17 protein-coding genes are annotated in these 15,494 nt (G+C 73.0%); 7 read left to right on the forward strand and 10 right to left on the reverse strand.

The genetic code is table 11. The features are described from left to right. Window positions 1-3 precede the first annotated feature (3 nt). The gene (locus ACFYM2_RS24510) at window positions 4-906 is read right to left on the reverse strand and encodes a DMT family transporter (protein WP_388456509.1); all 903 of its coding nucleotides are present in this window, start codon (window positions 904-906) and stop codon (window positions 4-6) included. A gap of 79 nt (window positions 907-985) precedes the next feature. Here ACFYM2_RS24510 and ACFYM2_RS24515 point away from each other — a divergent pair, with 79 nt between their 5' ends. Continuing rightward, on the forward strand, window positions 986-1,510 hold the full coding sequence (locus tag ACFYM2_RS24515) for a hypothetical protein (protein ID WP_358998657.1): 525 nt from the start codon (window positions 986-988) through the stop codon (window positions 1,508-1,510). 46 nt (window positions 1,511-1,556) lie between these two features. Here the strand turns inward: ACFYM2_RS24515 and ACFYM2_RS24520 are convergent, their stop codons facing one another. Beyond that, complete coding sequence (locus ACFYM2_RS24520) at window positions 1,557-2,324, reverse strand: hypothetical protein (protein WP_358998660.1); 768 nt, start codon at window positions 2,322-2,324, stop codon at window positions 1,557-1,559. Between the two features lie 171 nt (window positions 2,325-2,495). Here ACFYM2_RS24520 and ACFYM2_RS24525 point away from each other — a divergent pair, with 171 nt between their 5' ends. The 3 genes from ACFYM2_RS24525 to ACFYM2_RS24535 are packed head-to-tail and all read left to right on the forward strand — an operon-like array spanning window position 2,496 to window position 5,513. Next, window positions 2,496-3,773 carry a magnesium transporter MgtE N-terminal domain-containing protein gene (locus tag ACFYM2_RS24525; protein WP_358998663.1) on the forward strand — a complete coding sequence of 426 codons (1,278 nt, stop codon included), beginning with the start codon at window positions 2,496-2,498 and terminating at the stop codon, window positions 3,771-3,773. Beyond that, window positions 3,760-4,335: a DUF1003 domain-containing protein gene (locus ACFYM2_RS24530; protein ID WP_358998666.1), complete on the forward strand. Its 576-nt coding sequence runs from the start codon at window positions 3,760-3,762 to the stop codon at window positions 4,333-4,335. Before ACFYM2_RS24525 ends, ACFYM2_RS24530 begins: the two co-directional genes overlap by 14 nt. Before the next feature lie 44 nt (window positions 4,336-4,379). After that, complete coding sequence (locus ACFYM2_RS24535) at window positions 4,380-5,513, forward strand: Mrp/NBP35 family ATP-binding protein (RefSeq protein ID WP_388839052.1); 1,134 nt, start codon at window positions 4,380-4,382, stop codon at window positions 5,511-5,513. A 92-nt stretch (window positions 5,514-5,605) separates the two neighbouring features. Here ACFYM2_RS24535 and ACFYM2_RS24540 read toward each other — a convergent pair whose 3' ends face one another. The 5 genes from ACFYM2_RS24540 to sigE form a co-directional block, all read right to left on the reverse strand. Next, complete coding sequence (locus ACFYM2_RS24540) at window positions 5,606-6,286, reverse strand: hypothetical protein (RefSeq protein WP_358998672.1); 681 nt, start codon at window positions 6,284-6,286, stop codon at window positions 5,606-5,608. Between the two features lie 132 nt (window positions 6,287-6,418). Continuing rightward, window positions 6,419-6,871: a sec-independent translocase gene (locus ACFYM2_RS24545; protein ID WP_388839057.1), complete on the reverse strand. Its 453-nt coding sequence runs from the start codon at window positions 6,869-6,871 to the stop codon at window positions 6,419-6,421. A gap of 312 nt (window positions 6,872-7,183) precedes the next feature. Continuing rightward, window positions 7,184-9,115, reverse strand: coding sequence for a trypsin-like peptidase domain-containing protein (locus ACFYM2_RS24550; RefSeq protein WP_388839060.1), 1,932 nt, complete (start codon window positions 9,113-9,115; stop codon window positions 7,184-7,186). Between the two features lie 86 nt (window positions 9,116-9,201). After that, a complete protein-coding gene (locus ACFYM2_RS24555) occupies window positions 9,202-10,200 on the reverse strand; it encodes an anti-sigma factor family protein (protein ID WP_388839063.1) in 999 nt (332 codons plus the stop codon). Continuing rightward, complete coding sequence (gene sigE, locus ACFYM2_RS24560) at window positions 10,197-10,973, reverse strand: RNA polymerase sigma factor SigE (protein ID WP_358998683.1); 777 nt, start codon at window positions 10,971-10,973, stop codon at window positions 10,197-10,199. Before sigE ends, ACFYM2_RS24555 begins: the two co-directional genes overlap by 4 nt. Window positions 10,974-11,138: 165 nt before the next feature. Between sigE and ACFYM2_RS24565 the strand changes: the two genes are divergently transcribed. Then, window positions 11,139-11,804, forward strand: a complete 666-nt coding sequence (locus ACFYM2_RS24565; RefSeq protein WP_358998686.1) for an O-methyltransferase — start codon at window positions 11,139-11,141, stop codon at window positions 11,802-11,804. Between the two features lie 343 nt (window positions 11,805-12,147). Here ACFYM2_RS24565 and ACFYM2_RS24570 read toward each other — a convergent pair whose 3' ends face one another. Continuing rightward, window positions 12,148-12,315 carry a DUF3117 domain-containing protein gene (locus ACFYM2_RS24570; protein ID WP_003966491.1) on the reverse strand — a complete coding sequence of 56 codons (168 nt, stop codon included), beginning with the start codon at window positions 12,313-12,315 and terminating at the stop codon, window positions 12,148-12,150. 320 nt (window positions 12,316-12,635) lie between these two features. Between ACFYM2_RS24570 and ACFYM2_RS24575 the strand changes: the two genes are divergently transcribed. After that, entirely contained in the window at window positions 12,636-13,436 is an 801-nt protein-coding gene (locus tag ACFYM2_RS24575; RefSeq protein WP_358998689.1) for an enoyl-CoA hydratase-related protein, read from the forward strand. A gap of 26 nt (window positions 13,437-13,462) precedes the next feature. On the opposite strand, the gene ACFYM2_RS24580 is transcribed toward ACFYM2_RS24575, so the two are convergent. Next, on the reverse strand, window positions 13,463-14,044 hold the full coding sequence (locus ACFYM2_RS24580) for a DNA-3-methyladenine glycosylase I (RefSeq protein WP_358998692.1): 582 nt from the start codon (window positions 14,042-14,044) through the stop codon (window positions 13,463-13,465). Then, window positions 14,041-14,424, reverse strand: a complete 384-nt coding sequence (locus ACFYM2_RS24585; RefSeq protein ID WP_358998695.1) for a hypothetical protein — start codon at window positions 14,422-14,424, stop codon at window positions 14,041-14,043. The genes ACFYM2_RS24580 and ACFYM2_RS24585 overlap by 4 nt, the downstream gene beginning before the upstream one ends. Window positions 14,425-14,536: 112 nt before the next feature. Here ACFYM2_RS24585 and folP point away from each other — a divergent pair, with 112 nt between their 5' ends. Then, window positions 14,537-15,421: a dihydropteroate synthase gene (gene folP / locus ACFYM2_RS24590; RefSeq protein WP_358998698.1), complete on the forward strand. Its 885-nt coding sequence runs from the start codon at window positions 14,537-14,539 to the stop codon at window positions 15,419-15,421. Window positions 15,422-15,494 lie beyond the last annotated feature (73 nt).

A 15,494-nucleotide genomic window follows, 5' to 3' on the forward strand; every position in this document is an offset into this window, starting at 1 on the left:
GGCTCAGGAGGCGCGGCTGGCCCGGACGACCAGGGCGAGCCCGGCCAGGATCACCAGGAGCGCAGGGTAGGCGAGGGCCGGGGGCTGCTGGCCGAGCCAGAGCGCCGCGATGAGGGCGGCGCCCGGGGTTTCGAGCAGGATCGCCGTAGAGGTGACGGACGGGCCGAGGCTCGCCACGACCCGGTTGAGCAACGAGTGGCCGAGGAGCTGGGCGGCGAGCGTGAGCACGCCGAGCTTGAGCCAGGTCGTGCCGTCGTACGAGGTGAGCTCCGCGCCGCTCAGGAACGCGGCCGTGAGCAGCCCGGCGGCCGCCGTGCCGTAGCAGAGGTAGGTGTACGGCACGGTGTCCACGCTCTTGCGCACCTCGGCGCCGAGCAGGACGTACCCGGCGGCCGCGACGCCGCCGCCGAGGGCGAGCGCGTCCCCCGCGAGGGCGCGCGGCGAAAGGCTCAGGTCGACTCCGGTGAGCAGGACGACGCCGACGCAGGCGGCCAGGGTGCCCGTCCACACCAGGGCCGGGGGACGGTGGCCGCGCAGGCGCAGCGCGATCGTCGTCCAGATCGGGGTGGTGGTGCACAGCGCGGTCGAGGAGGCGACGGACGTCATGCTCAGGCTGGGCAGCCACAGCCCGAAGTGCAGCGCGAGCAGCGCGCCCGCGCCGACCGTCAGGCCCACCTCGCGCCGGGTCAGGGCGCGCAGCCGGGCACGGTACTTGAACCACGCCACCGGGCTCAGCGCGCCGACCGCGAGCGCGTTGCGCCAGAAGGCGATGGCCAGCGCGGGCGCGGCGGTCGCGGCGATCAGCGGCGCGGACAGCGAGACGCTGGCGATGGCGACCCCGAGCAGGACGACGTCGGTGCGCGGGACGGCCGCGAGCGCGGGGGCCGGGGTGGTTGCAGTGGTCACAGCGGAAGCGTAAGGGGCATCATGGGTTTACGGAACTGACTATTCCTCGGGCCCCCACCTGGGCCTCTACTGTGGTGCCATGACGCAGACGCTGTCCGGCCGGGCCCTCCTCGATGGGGCGCTGGTCGAGGAGGCCACCAAGAAGTCCGGGCTCATCTGGGTGCGCGGCGCAGGCGCGCCGGAGCGGGCCCTGTGGCACGCGTGGATCGACGGAGCGGCGTACGTGATCGGCGGCGGCCCCGGTGAGCAGCCGCTCGACGGCCTGGTGGACGGCGCCGCGGCGACGGTGACGGTCCGCTCCAAGGACAAGGGCGGCCGCGTGGTGGCCTGGACGGCACAGGTCCGCGAGATCCCCGCAGGCTCCCCCGCGTGGGAGACGGCGGTGGCCGAGCTGAAGGGCAAGCGGCTCAACGCCCCCGACGGCGAGGCGATGCCCGCGCGCTGGGCGGCGCAGTGCCGTCTGGTCGCCCTGACCCCGGCGGGCCCCCTGGAACCGGCCCCGGACACCTCCCTCGCGGCGGCCCCGGTGGCCTCCCCCGCCACCACCCGCCACCCGGTGCCGGCCGCGCTGCCCCGGCTGCTCCTGAAGCGGAAGCGGCGCTGAGCCCCCGGCGGGCCCGCGGCGCGCGGCAGGCGCCGGAAACGCCCCGCTAGGCGGTCGGCAGCTGCTTGCCGTAGTCCACCGTGTCCCCCTTCGCCGGCGCGGCCAGCGTGAAGTCCTTGTCCCAGTCGGCCAGTTCGAGGACGCCCGCCCCGCCGGCCCGCTCGAAGCGCAGGGGGTAGGGCGTGCCCTTGAGGGAGACGTCGAGGGTGCCGCCCTCGCCGTCGCGGCCCGCCTCGATCCGTACCGTGGGAAGCGCGCCGACCTCCGAGCGCTCCTTCTTGGACAGCGTGCCCTGCAACCCGAGCACCCCCTTGATCAGCGCCGACTTCTCGGTGAACCCGCGCAGCTGCTGATAGGCAGGGTCGCCGGAGGGCACCTTGACGTACTTGTCGTCGAGTTTGCCCGCCGCCGCGCTCGCGCCGCCGGACTCGCTGCGCGACCAGAACCCCGCGCCGGCCTTCAAGAACAGGTCCTCGCCGACCCGCAGCAGCCCGAACGTGCTCTTCTGCGACGTGACCGTGCCCGTGCCGCCGCCCCCCTTCAGCTGCATGTCGATCTTGTACGAGCCGCCCTGGCTGACCAGGGTCCCCGACAGGCGCACCGCGTCCGCGCCGTCGGCCGCCGCCCGCGCCTTGTTCTCGATCTCGGGGGCGGACAGCTTGCCGACGCCATTGGTGCCCTCGTCCGGGTCCCCACCGCACGCGGTGAGCGCCGCGGCGAGCCCCGCGCACAGCACGAAGGACAGGGCGGCCCGGCGGGCCCGTACCCGCGGGGACCAGGAGGATGAGGTCACCTTGCGTACTGCCTCTCGCATGGACGTGGGGGATCGGCAGACCGCACCCTACCCGCACGGTCACCGCCGCCGTCCCGGGCGCCGGACGGGCGACCCGCGAGGGCGACCCGCGCACTCACCCGCTAGCCTGAAGCCCTTGTCCCGCAGCGCGTCGTGGCACCTGGGACACCCGGCACAGAAGGAGGCGCACGCATGGCGGCAGCCGCCCCCCGGGTCTTCGTCTCCCACCTCTCCGGCGTCGCCGTCTTCGATCCGAACGGCGATCAGGTCGGCCGGGTGCGCGACCTGGTGGCGATGCTGCGCGTGGGCCGCAGGCCTCCCCGGCTGCTCGGCATCGTCGTCGAAGTGGTGAGCCGCCGGCTCATCTTCCTGCCGATGACGCGGGTCACCGGGGTGGAGTCGGGCCAGGTCATCACCACCGGCGTGGTCAATCTGCGCCGCTTCGAGCAGCGTCCGACCGAACGCCTGGTCCTCGGTGAGCTCCTGGACCGCCGGGTCACCCTGGTCGGGACCGACGAGCAGGTGACCGTCCTCGACGTCGCGATCCAGCAGCTGCCGGCCCGTCGCGACTGGGAGATCGACAAGGTCTTCGTACGCCGTGGCAAGGTGGGCGCGCTGCGCCGCAAGGGCGAGACCCTGACCGTGGAGTGGTCCGCCGTCACGGGGTTCTCCCTGGAGGAGCACGGCCAGGGCGCAGAGAACCTGGTCGCCACCTTCGAGCAGCTGCGCCCGGCCGACCTGGCCAACGTCATGCACCACCTCTCGCCCAAGCGGCGCGCCGAGGTGGCCGCCGCCCTCGACGACGACCGGCTCGCCGACGTCCTGGAGGAGCTGCCCGACGACGACCAGGTGGAGATCCTGGGCAAGCTGAAGGACGAGCGCGCGGCCGACGTCCTGGAGGCGATGGACCCGGACGACGCCGCCGACCTGCTCTCGGAGCTGCCCGAGGAGGACAAGGAACGCCTCCTGACCCTGATGCAGCCCGACGACGCGGCCGATGTGCGCCGGCTGCTCTCCTACGAGGAGCGCACGGCGGGCGGTCTGATGACGACCGAGCCCATCGTGCTGCGCCCCGACGCCACGGTCGCCGACGCCCTGGCCCGGGTCCGCCAGCAGGACCTCTCCCCCGCGCTGGCCGCGCAGGTGTACGTGTGCCGGCCGCCGGACGAGACGCCGACCGGCAAGTACCTGGGCATGGTGCACTTCCAGCGGCTGCTGCGCGAGCCGCCGTTCACGCTGGTCAGCTCGGTGGTGGACAGCGACCTCAAGCCGCTGCCGCCGGACGCCTCGCTGCCCTCGGTGACCAGCTTCCTCGCCGCGTACAACATGGTGGCCGCGCCCGTGGTCGACGACAGCGGCTCGCTGCTCGGCGCGGTGACCGTCGACGACGTACTGGACCACCTGCTGCCGGACGACTGGCGCGAGACGGAGTTCCACGGACCGGAGGGGGTGCCCGATGGGCGGCACTGACCGGTCCGATGAGCGCACCCGCGCGAGCGGCGCGAGCGCTCTGCCGCGCGGCCGCAACCGGCTCGACCAGCCGCGCTCGGGACGGGTGCGGCTGCTGCCGGAGTGGGACCCCGAGGCGTTCGGGCGGTTCAGCGAGCGCATCGCGCGCTTCCTCGGCACCGGGCGTTTCATCGTCTGGATGACCCTGATCATCATCCTGTGGGTCGCCTGGAACATCTTCGCGCCGAGCCATCTGCGCTTCGACAACTACCCGTTCATCTTCCTCACCCTCGCGCTGTCCCTCCAGGCCTCCTACGCGGCCCCGCTGATCCTGCTGGCGCAGAACAGGCAGGACGACCGCGACCGGGTCACCCACGAGCAGGACCGCAAGCAGAACGAGCGGTCCATCGCCGACACCGAGTATCTGACCCGGGAGATCGCGGCGCTGCGGATGGGTCTGGGCGAGGTGGCCACCCGCGACTGGATTCGCTCCGAACTCCAGGACCTGGTCAAGGAGATGGACGAGCGCAGGAACGTATTCCCGCACGAGCACGCCCACGGACGTGACGAAGGCGACCGCTGACAGGGCTTTCCGTACGGTGCGGTAGGCGCCGTACCATCGACCGTATGGCTACGGAAGACGCGGTGCTTGAGGCACTGGCGACGGTGAACGACCCCGAGATCCACCGACCGATCACTGAGCTCGGCATGGTCAAATCGGTAGAGATCGGTACGGATGGGGCGGTCGCTGTCACGGTGTATCTGACCGTGTCCGGCTGCCCGATGCGCGAGACCATCACGAAGAACGTGACGGAGGCCGTCGAGCGGGTCGAGGGCGTCAGCCGCGTCGATGTGACGCTCGACGTGATGAGCGACGAGCAGCGCAAGGAGCTGGCCTCCGCGCTGCGCGGCGGCACCGCCGAGCGCGAGGTGCCCTTCGCCCAGCCCGGCTCACTGACCCGCGTCTACGCGGTCGCCTCCGGCAAGGGCGGCGTCGGCAAGTCCTCGGTGACGGTCAACCTGGCGGCCGCGATGGCGGCGGACGGCCTGAAGGTGGGCGTCGTGGACGCCGACATCTACGGCCACTCCGTGCCCCGCATGCTGGGCGCCGACGGCAAGCCCACCCAGGTCGAGAACATGATCATGCCGCCGTCCGCGAACGGCGTGAAGGTCATCTCCATCGGCATGTTCACCCCGGGCAACGCGCCGGTCGTGTGGCGCGGCCCGATGCTGCACCGCGCCCTTCAGCAGTTCCTCGCCGATGTGTACTGGGGCGACCTCGACGTCCTGCTCCTCGACCTGCCGCCGGGCACCGGCGACATCGCCATCTCGGTGGCCCAACTGGTGCCGAACGCCGAGATCCTGGTCGTGACCACCCCCCAGCAGGCCGCCGCCGAGGTCGCCGAGCGGGCCGGCTCCATCGCCGTGCAGACGCACCAGAAGATCGTCGGTGTCGTCGAGAACATGGCCGGCCTGCCGTGCCCGCACTGCGACGAGATGGTGGACGTGTTCGGCACCGGTGGCGGGCAGAAGGTCGCCGACGGCCTGACCAGGACGACCGGCGCCACCGTGCCGGTGCTGGGCTCCATCCCGATCGACGTCCGGCTGCGCGAGGGCGGCGATGACGGCCGCCCCGTGGTCCTGTCCAACCCGGACTCCCCGGCGGGCGCCGCGCTGCGTGCCATCGCCGGCAAGCTGGGCGGCCGCGCCCGCGGCCTGTCGGGCATGTCGCTCGGGATCACCCCGCGCAACAAGTTCTAGGACGCGTACGGCACGTGTAAGGGGCGCCCGCCCATCGCGGGCGCCCCTTACACGTGCTCACGCACGCGTGGCGCGTGCTCGCGCACCGGCGGTCAGGCGTACGAGGCGATGTCCTCGATCACCGAGAACCCGAGCCCGTACGCGCTCAGACCGCGCCCGTACGCGCCCAGGTGCACCCCGCTGCCCGCCGAACCCGCCAGGACCCAGCCGAACTCGGACTCGCGGTAGTGGAACGGCGTCGGCACGCCGTCCACGGGCAGCGAGAGCGTCGTCCAGTCAGGTCCTTCGAGGTCGTCGGCGAGCTCCCAGGCCGTCTCGGTCTGCTGGTCGAGCCAGTCGCCGCGCAGCACGTGGTCCATCTGCGCGGGCCAGGTGAAGGACAGCAGCCCCGACCCGGCGAGCCAGGCGGCCGACGAGACGGAGGTGGCCTCCAGGATGCCCGTGCCGTCACCACTGCGGCGCACGGGGTTCGCCGGAATGCTCACGACCACCGCGAACCGCTCCCGGTCGGCGGCGCCCGACACCTCGGGCCGTATCGACGGCTCGTCCCCGTGCCCGGTCGAACCGTGCTGCACCGTGCCGTCGGCGGCCGCGGTCACCTGCATCAGCCAGCGCGGCCCGGTGAACGCCTCATCCAGGCCGTACCAGGGGAAGGGCGCGCGCAGATAGCCGTCGACCGTACGCCGGGAAGCCGGCACGCCTTCCGGTGGGGACTGGGTGCCATCGGGCGCCCCTTGAGCGGACTGCCCCGCTACCCGGCTTGTCGTCTCCATCTGCCCGGCCGCCTCCTAGATCAGTGGCGTCCGGAGCGGCCCGCCCCCCTCGGGCGTCCTTGCCTCCGGACAGATGGAGGATAGCCACCTGATCGCGGCTCGCCGGAAAAGCCCATGTGGGATTGGCGTGTATCAGGTGGCGTCGGCGTCAAACGGAGGGCGCTCACCCGGGTCCAGCTTCTCGCGCTTCTTGACCAGGTCCGGGCCGCCGCCCGACCCGTTCACCGAGCCGTTCGCGCCCGCGGCCGCCGGGGCGCTCTCCCGGCCGTGCACGGCATCCGCGACCTCTTCCATGTCCTTGCGCAGGTCGAAGCTGCTGCGGATCTCCTTCAGACCCAGGTCGTCGTTCTCCATCAGCTGCTTGCGGACGAACGTCTTCGGGTTCAGGTCCTCGAACTCGAAGTCCTTGAACTCGGGGCCCAGCTCGGCCCTGATGTCCTGCTTCGCGCTCTCGGAGAACGAGCGCACCTTGCGGATCATGTTCGAGAGGTCCTGGATCAGCTTGGGCAGCTTGTCCGGGCCGAAGATGAGCACGGCGAGGACCACGAGTGTGACCACTTCCATGGGCCCTATGTCAGTGAACACCCGCTGCTCCTCGTGTTCTCAGTGCTCGTGTTCTCAGTGCTCGTGATCTCGGTGCGCGTGATCTCGGTGCCCGTGATCAGTGCGCGCGACCGGCGCTCGCGACCGGCGCTCGCGACCGGTGCTTGCGACCGGTGCTTGCGGCCGGTGCTCAGGACCGGTGCCCCGATCGGCGCCCGGTCTCGGCTCCGCGTCCCATCACGGACCGCTCCACGGTACCCGGCCGAACTGTCGGCGCGGTACCTCCGGGGTGGCCTTTGGGCGTCGGGACGGCGCCGATCGGGCGGGACGGGCCCGTACGGCGGCGTCCCCGGCTCATGACGCCGAGCCGAGCGTCAGCGTCAGCTCCCGCTCCTTGCCGTCCCGCCGCACGGTCAGGCCGAGGCGGTCGCCGGGGCGGTGCGCGCGGATCTTCACTATCAACTCCTCGGCGCTGTGCACCCGCTGACCGTCCACCTTGGTGATGACGTCCCCCGACGCGACGCCCGCCTTGTCGCCGGGTCCGCCGGGGACGACGGCCGGCTTGCCGTCGCTAGCCTTGTCGCCGACGCGGGCGCCGTCGCCGGTATACTTCATGTCGAGCGTGACGCCGATCACCGGGTGCGTCGCCCGGCCCGTGTTGATCAGCTCCTCGGCGACGCGCTTGGCCTGGTTGACCGGGATGGCGAACCCGAGCCCTATGGAGCCGGCCTGGCCGCCGCCCTCCTTGCTGCCGCCCCCGACGGACCGGATCGCGCTGTTGATGCCGATGACGCGCGCCTTGGAGTCCACGAGCGGGCCGCCGGAATTGCCCGGGTTTATCGGGGCGTCGGTCTGGAGCGCGTCCACATAGCTGACGTCGCTGCCGTCGCCGGCCTCGCCCCCGGCGGTGATCGGGCGCTCCTTGGCGCTGATGATCCCCGAGGTCACCGTGTTGGAGAGGTCGAAGGGTGCGCCGATGGCCACGACCGGGTCGCCGACCATCACGTTGTCGGAGTTGCCGAGCGGCAGGGGCTTCATCCCCGACACCCCGTCCACCTTGACGACCGCCAGGTCGTACCCGGTGTCGCGGCCCACCACCGTGCCGGCCGCGCTCTCGCCCCCGCTGAACGTCACGGAGATCTTCCCCGAGGTGCCGGCGGGCTGCACGACGTGGTTGTTGGTCAGGATGTGCCCGACGTTGTCCAGGACGAAGCCGGTGCCGGTGCCGGACTCGGTGACGCCGGTGACGTGGATGGTGACCACGCTCGGCAGCGCGCTCGCGGCGATCCCGGCGACGCTGTCGGGGGCGCGGCCGCCCGGCTCCTTGCCCGCCTGCGGCAGGTGCACGCTGGTGATCCCGCCGTTGCGCTCCACGTACGCCCCCACGCCGCCGCCGATGCCACCGGCGACCAGCGCGAGCAGCAGCGCCCCGACCAGCAGCGCCCCTCGCCGCCGCTTCCTGGGCCCCGGCTGCCCCGGCCCCCCGGCGGCCCCCGACGCGGCTCCGGGCCCGCTCCAGGGGTCGTACTGGGCCCATTGGGGCTCTGCGGGGAGGAGGGGCGCGGGAGTCGCGGGTGGCTGGTGCGGGGGCGGCAGCTGCGGGGCGGGCGGCTGGGGCGGGGTCTGGGCCGCCTGCGGGGGCACGCCGTACGCGGGCGGGGGCGCGGGCGGCTGCGGCGCGGCGTAGGCGGGCTGCGGGGGCAGTGCGGTGCCGCCGGGCGGCGTCGGTACCGGACGCTGCACGGGCGGCGCGGGCGCCCAGGGGCCGGGTCCGCCGTAGGGCGGGGTGCCGTAGGGGTCGGGCGCGTGCAAGGGGCCCTGCCGCTCGGCGCCGGGGGTCTGGCCGGCGGGGGATGCCTCGGCGGGAGCGCCGGAGCTTGAGCCGGGTGCGGGGGCGGTAGTGGTGGCCGGGGGTGCGCTGCCGGTGGTGGCGGGCGCGCTGTCGGTGGTCGCGGGAGCGCTGCCGGTGGCGGGCGCGATGTCGGTGGTGGCGGGTGCGCTCTCGGTGGTGCGGGCGTCGGCGCCCGTGCCGTCGGTCGCGTCCACCCCGGTGGGTTCGGGTCCGGCGGCGGGCGCGGGGTCCATGGATGACGCGTGGTGCGGCTCGGACGACGGGGCCGGGGCCGAGTCCGCTGGCGGGGCCGGGGTCGGCGGGGCCAAGTCGTAGGTGTCCGCAGGGGGTTCGGCCGGGTTGGGCGTCACCGGGGGCTCACTGCCCTCGGGTCGGCCTGCCTGCGGACGGCTCCACCACTTGGGCCTCGGCCCGGTGGGCTTCTGCTGGTTCATGCTCTCCCCGCAACTGGCCTGCGTGCTCCCATGAGCACCCCTCCCCCGGATTCAACCAGGTCGCGGGGGGCGAGGGCAGGGCGAGGTCAGCGCCGTGCGGAGAGAGGCATCCCCGGAGCCCCCGAAGCGGCGCGGCGCACCGGCTCGGCGGGGGCGGCCGACGGGGCCACCGCGAGCACGCCGCCGGAGAGGTCCGTCGTCGTGAGCGGCAGGGTCGCGACGGCCGGACGTATCAACGGCGGCAAGGACGAGCCGCCCAGCCGGGCCACGGGGAACGTGCCGCCCAGTGGCTGGACCGGCCCCTTCTGCGCGGGCATACCGCTCAGGCCGCTGAAACCCGGCGTGACGGGCGCCGAGGTTCCCCCGGACATCGTGGACATCGCGGAGAGCAGGCCGTCCGTGGTGCCACCTCGGCGCCGGTCGTCGGCGGATCCGCCGCTCGGGGCGGGGCTGCCCGAACGCAACGGCACCACGCTGCTGCCGCCCGCCGCGCGGGCGCCCGTGGCCGAGCCGAGAGGGAGCGTGCCGCCCAGGGCGATGGCCGCGAGGGACACCGCGCTCGCGGCGGCGAACACGAATCTGCGCCCGCGCCACGGCGATCCCGAGCGGTCCTGCTCGGATCCGCCCACCTCGTGGATGCGGAAGCCACCCGTCAACGCGTCGGGCAGGACGCCGGCGTGGGGGCGGGCCGGTACGTAGCCGAAGTCGCCCGCGCCGACTCCGCGCGGAGCCGGCGGGCCGCCCGTGGCGGGACTCAGCGCGCCGAGCCCGCCGAAGAACGCGTCGGCCGGCCGGCCGCCGCCGAACGGCCCGCCGGTGCCGTCCTCGTCATCGGCTCTTCCCACGGGGCCGCCGGACAGGCCCTGGAGCCGGGCCAGAAAGGTCTCCGAAGGGGGTGGCGGGGCCGCCTGCGCGAAGACGTTCTTCAGGTTGCGCTGGGCGTCGGCCTCCGCCTTGCACTTGGCGCAGGTCGCCAGGTGGGACAGGACACGTTCGCGGGCATCGTGGTTCAGCTCGCCGTCGACCAGAGCCGCGAGCCGGTCCCCGAGATGCTGTTCCGCCGGGGTGGGACTCGTGCCACTCACGCCATCCCCTCTCCGGCCACCCCGAGCGCTCCCGGCGCCACCCCCGCCAGCGCACGCTGCTGCTCGGCGCGGGCTTCGGGCGAACGGTGCTGGAGGGCCTTGCGCAGATGCGAGCGGCCGCGGTGGATCCGGCTGCGGACGGTGCCGAGCTTCACTCCGAGGGTGGCCGCGATCTCCTCGTAGGAGAGGCCTTCGATGTCGCAGAGCACGACGGCCGCGCGGAACTCGGGCGCCAGCGTGTCCAGCGCCTGCTGCACGTCGGCGTCGAAGTGGGCGTCGTTGAAGGCCTGTTGGGGGTTGGGCTCACGGCTGGGCAGCCGCTCCGCCGCGTCGTCGCCGAGCGCGTCGAAGCGGATGCGCTGGCGGCGGCGGACCATGTCGAGGAAGAGGTTGGTGGTGATGCGGTGCAGCCAGCCCTCGAAGGTGCCCGGCGTGTACGTCGACAACGAGCGGAAGACGCGGACGAAGACCTCCTGCGTGAGGTCTTCGGCGTCGTGCTGATTGCCCGTCAGGCGGTAGGCGAGGCGGTAGACGCGGCCGCTGTGCGTGCTGACGATCTCCTCCCACGTAGGGGGAGTCCACGCCTGGGAGTCCGCGTCGGCGAACGTCGCGGTAGTTGCGGAGCTGGTAGCGCGGGAACGGTCAGCGGTGTTGGTCACGGATTTCGGCTCACCCGCCGACCTGAGAAGGCGCCGCAGCACTCCTCCCCGATCCACAGGCGCAGCCGCACCTCCCCTGTCGGCTCTGGTGGTGTCCAGCGGAGCCCCTACCATAGCCACCTCGCCCGTTAGCTCCGGATAAGAATCTTTACGTGCATTTGGGGACGGCTTCCGCCCCTCTTCCGTGATCGCGACCATGTGCTCCCCCCGCGGTTCCCCTGTCCTGCATAACGCGCGGTCCCATCTGCGGGTTCCCGACTCCAGCGGATACAGTCACCGTTGCGCCAACCAAGGGGACAGGAGAGGGCCATTACCGCCAACCGGCAGACGAGCTGGGCGTTCGCCGACGCCTTTGTCGCCGAGGACGACGCGCTGCGCTGGGCCCGCGACCGGGCCCGTGAGGCAGGCCTGCGTTCGGTGTCCCCGGGGACGGGTGCCGCGTTGCGGCTGCTCGCTGCCACCGCGGACGCCAAGGCGGTCGCGGAGATCGGCACCGGCACCGGCGTCTCCGGCATCTACCTGCTCCAGGGGCTGCGGCCCGACGGCGTGCTGACCACCGTCGATCCGGAGCCGGACCGCCAGCAGTTCGCCAAGCAGGCCTTCCGCGCGGCCGGCTTCGCCACCAACCGGGCCCGCTTCATCCCGGGCCGCGCCCTCGATGTGCTGCCGAGGCTCGCGGACGGCGGGTACGACCTGGTGTTCTGCGACGGCGACCGCCTGGAATCGCTCGACGTGCTCGCTGAATCGTTGCGCCTGCTGCGGCCCGGCGGCATCGTCTGCTTCGAGGGCGTCTTCGCCGACGGCCGCACGGTCGACTCGGCGGCCCAGCCGGCCGAAGTCCTGCGGCTGCGGGAGCTGCTGCGCGCGGTGCGCGAGAGCCCGGAGCTCGTCGCCTCGCTGCTGCCCGTCGGCGACGGCCTACTCTGCGCGGTCCGCCGCGGCTGACCGCGCGAGGAACCACCCGGCCCAACCAAACCCACGCGGGCCAGCACCACGTACCTGGGGGCGCGAGGAACTGCGCGACCAGCCGCGGACACCCCGCACCCAAAAAACGGCCCCGGGGCCACACACTAAGGGGCGCGGGGAACTGCGCGAGAAGCGAGCACGGCCCGCGCCCGAAACCGAGCCCGGCACCACGCACTCAGGGGCGCGAGGAACTGCGCGAGAAGCGAGCACGACCCGCACCCGAAAACCGGGCCCGGCACCACGCACAACACCGCCCCGGCACGGCGCACACGATCGTGCACGCCATGCCGGGGCGGTGAGAATCTGCGTCGGACCCGCTAGCTCAGCCGACGACCTTCTTCAGGGCATCGCCGAGGGCATCGGCCTCGTCCGGAGTCAGCTCGACGACAAGCCGACCGCCGCCTTCGAGCGGAACGCGCATGACAATGCCCCGCCCCTCCTTGGTCACCTCGAGCGGGCCGTCGCCCGTCCGCGGCTTCATGGCCGCCATGCTCGTTCCCCTTCCTGAAACCAGCTCATCGTCAGCCGACGGCCCCCGGGATTGGGCACGCGTCACGGCATCGAACACATTGCTTCCAGGTCATTATCCCGCATCCCAGGACCCGATGACCAACATCGGTCCGCATCGCTTGAGCAACGCGCTCTATCAAAACCACTCAATTCGGCGATCCGCCTGCGATACTTCGCCGCCGTCCGATCCCCGGGGCGCCCGGATTGTTAGACGCAGGTCACATGCCCACCGCAGGTGATCTCCGCCATGCTGAGCGGACACGACGACCGAGAAACATCCGCGACGGAGGGGACCCCACCATGGCCGACACCGTGCTCTACGAGGTGAGCGACGGGCTCGCGACCATCACGATCAACCGGCCCGAGGCCATGAACGCCATGAACACGGAGGCGAAGACCGCCCTGCGGGAGGCGGTCCGGGCCGCGGCCGCCGACGCGGCGGTGCGCGCCGTACTGCTCACCGCCGCCGGGCGGGCGTTCTGCGTCGGCCAGGACCTCAAGGAGCACGTCGCTTCGCTGACGGCGGACCGCGAGGCGGGCACCGGGCAGACCATGAGCACCGTGCGCGAGCACTACAACCCGATCCTGAAGGCGCTCACCGAGATGCCCAAGCCCGTGGTGGCCGGCGTCAACGGGGTGGCGGCGGGCGCGGGACTCGGATTCGCGCTGGCGGCGGACTACCGGGTGGTCGCCGACACCGCCGCGTTCAACACCTCCTTCGCGGGGGTGGCCCTGACCGCCGACTCGGGCGTCTCATGGACGCTGCCGCGCCTGATCGGCCAGTCCCGCGCGGCCGACCTGCTGCTGTTCCCGCGCTCGATCTCCGCCCAGGAGGCGTACGAGATCGGCCTGGTCAACAAGGTCGTACCGGCCGACGAGCTGGCCGGGGCCGCGCTCGCGGTGGCGCGGACGCTGGCCGAGGGCCCGACGGTGGCGTACGGCGCGCTGAAGGCCTCGCTCGCGTACGGCGCGGGTCACACGCTCGCCGAGGCGCTGGAGAAGGAGGACGAGCTCCAGACGAGGGCGGGGGCCTCCGAGGACCATGCCATCGCGGTGGCCGCCTTCCTCGCCAAGGAGAAGCCGCGCTACGTGGGCCGCTGAGTTCGCGGGCCCGGCGGGGCGGTGTCTCAGGCGCCGCCCCGCGCCACGCAGTCCACGAGGTGGTCGTCGACCAGACCGCACGCCTGCATCAGGGCGTACGCCGTGGTCGGGCCGATGAAGCGCACGCCGCGCTTCTTGAGGGCCTTGGACAGGGCCGTCGACTCGTCGGTGACGGCCGGCACGTCCAGGCGCGTGCGCGGGGCCGGGCGGGTCGCCGGGTCGGGCGCGTAGGACCAGATGAGGCCGTCGAGTTCGCCGGGCGACCAGGTGGCGAGCGTCCGCGCGTTGGCGATGGTGGCCTCGATCTTGAGGCGGTTGCGGATGATGCCCGCGTCCGCCATCAGGCGTTCCTTGTCGGCCTCGGTGAACTCTGCCACCGCCGCGATCTCGAACCCGGCGAACGCCTTCCGGAAGCCCTCTCTGCGGCGCAGGATCGTGATCCAGGACAGGCCCGACTGGAAGGCTTCCAGGCAGAGCCGTTCGTACAGCGCGTCGTCGCCGCGCACCGGGCGGCCCCACTCGGTGTCGTGGTAGGTCAGATAGTCCTCGGCGGAGAGCCCCCAGGGGCAGCGCAACCTGCCGTCGGGACCCGGGACGGCCTCGCTCATCGCTGGGTCTCCTCGTCGGCCGGGCCCGCGGCGGCGGGGCCGGGGCCGCCGCCCGCCAGTTCCCGCCCGGCGCCCGGCTCCGGCCGCTTGGTGAGCGCGGCGGAGCGCAGCTCGGTGATCCGCGCGTCCCGCTCGGCGAGCTCGGCGCCCAGCCTGCTCAGCACGTCGTCCACGTCCGCCATGCGGTAGCCGCGCACCGCCACCGGGATGCGCAGCGCCTCCACGTCGGCCCGGGTCACGGGGCGGTGCTCCGGCAGCGGGTCGGCCAGGTGCTCGGGCTCGGCGTCCGGCAGCACCTCGGCGTCCTCACCCCCGCCCACCACGGCGAGGGTCACCGCGGCGACCACGACGACCATCGCGACCAGCAAGAACCAGAACACGAGCGAGCCTCTTCCCGACGCCGGAAACTGTCGGGTCCGATCGTGCCATGCGGCACTGACAGTTAGGGTCGCAGGCGGACAACGGCCCGGACCACAGCAAAGGACATAGGGGATGCACAGCGCAACGGACCGCGGCACGCTGCGGCTTGGCCGGCGCGAATTCACCGCGTACGAACCGGTGATCATGGCGATCGTGAACCGGACCCCCGACTCCTTCTACGACCAGGGCGCGACCTTCCAGGACGAGCCCGCGCTGGCCCGCGTCGAGCAGGCGGTCGCGGAGGGCGCGGCCATCATCGACATCGGCGGCGTGAAGGCGGGCCCCGGCGACGAGGTCACCGCCGAGGAGGAGGCGCGGCGCACGGTCGGGTTCGTCGCCGAGGTGCGCAAGCGGTTCCCCGACGTCGTCATCAGCGTGGACACCTGGCGCCACGAGGTCGGTGAGGCGGTCTGCGAGGCGGGGGCCGACGTCCTCAACGACGCCTGGGGCGGCGTCGATCCGAAGCTGGCCGAGGTCGCGGCGCGCTACGGCGCGGGGCTCGTGTGCACCCACGCGGGCGGCGTGCAGCCGCGCACCCGGCCGCACCGGATCGCCTACGACGACGTGATGGCGGACATCCTGCGGGTCACCGTGGGCCTCGCTGAGCGCGCCCTGGACCTGGGGGTGCGCCCGGACGGGATCATGATCGACCCCGGGCACGACTTCGGCAAGAACACCCGGCACAGCCTGGAGGCCACGCGGCGCCTCCAGGAGATGGCCGACACCGGGTGGCCGGTCCTGGTCTCGCTGTCCAACAAGGACTTCGTGGGCGAGACCCTTGACCGGCCGGTGAAGGAACGGGTGATCGGTACGCTCGCGACGACGGCGGTGTCGGCGTGGCTCGGCGCCCGGGTCTACCGCGTCCACGAGGTGGCCGAGACCCGCCAGGTCCTGGACATGGTGGCCTCGATCGCGGGACACCGGGCGCCCGCGGTGGCCCGCCGGGGGCTGGCGTGAGCGGACCCCCGGGGGCCGGATCCGGGCCCTAGGGGGTGTCTGGTGGACCATGGCCGGGGGCGCGGCGTCTGGC

This window comes from Streptomyces sp. NPDC006711, from assembly GCF_042869775.1.
Lineage (GTDB): Bacteria > Actinomycetota > Actinomycetes > Streptomycetales > Streptomycetaceae > Streptomyces.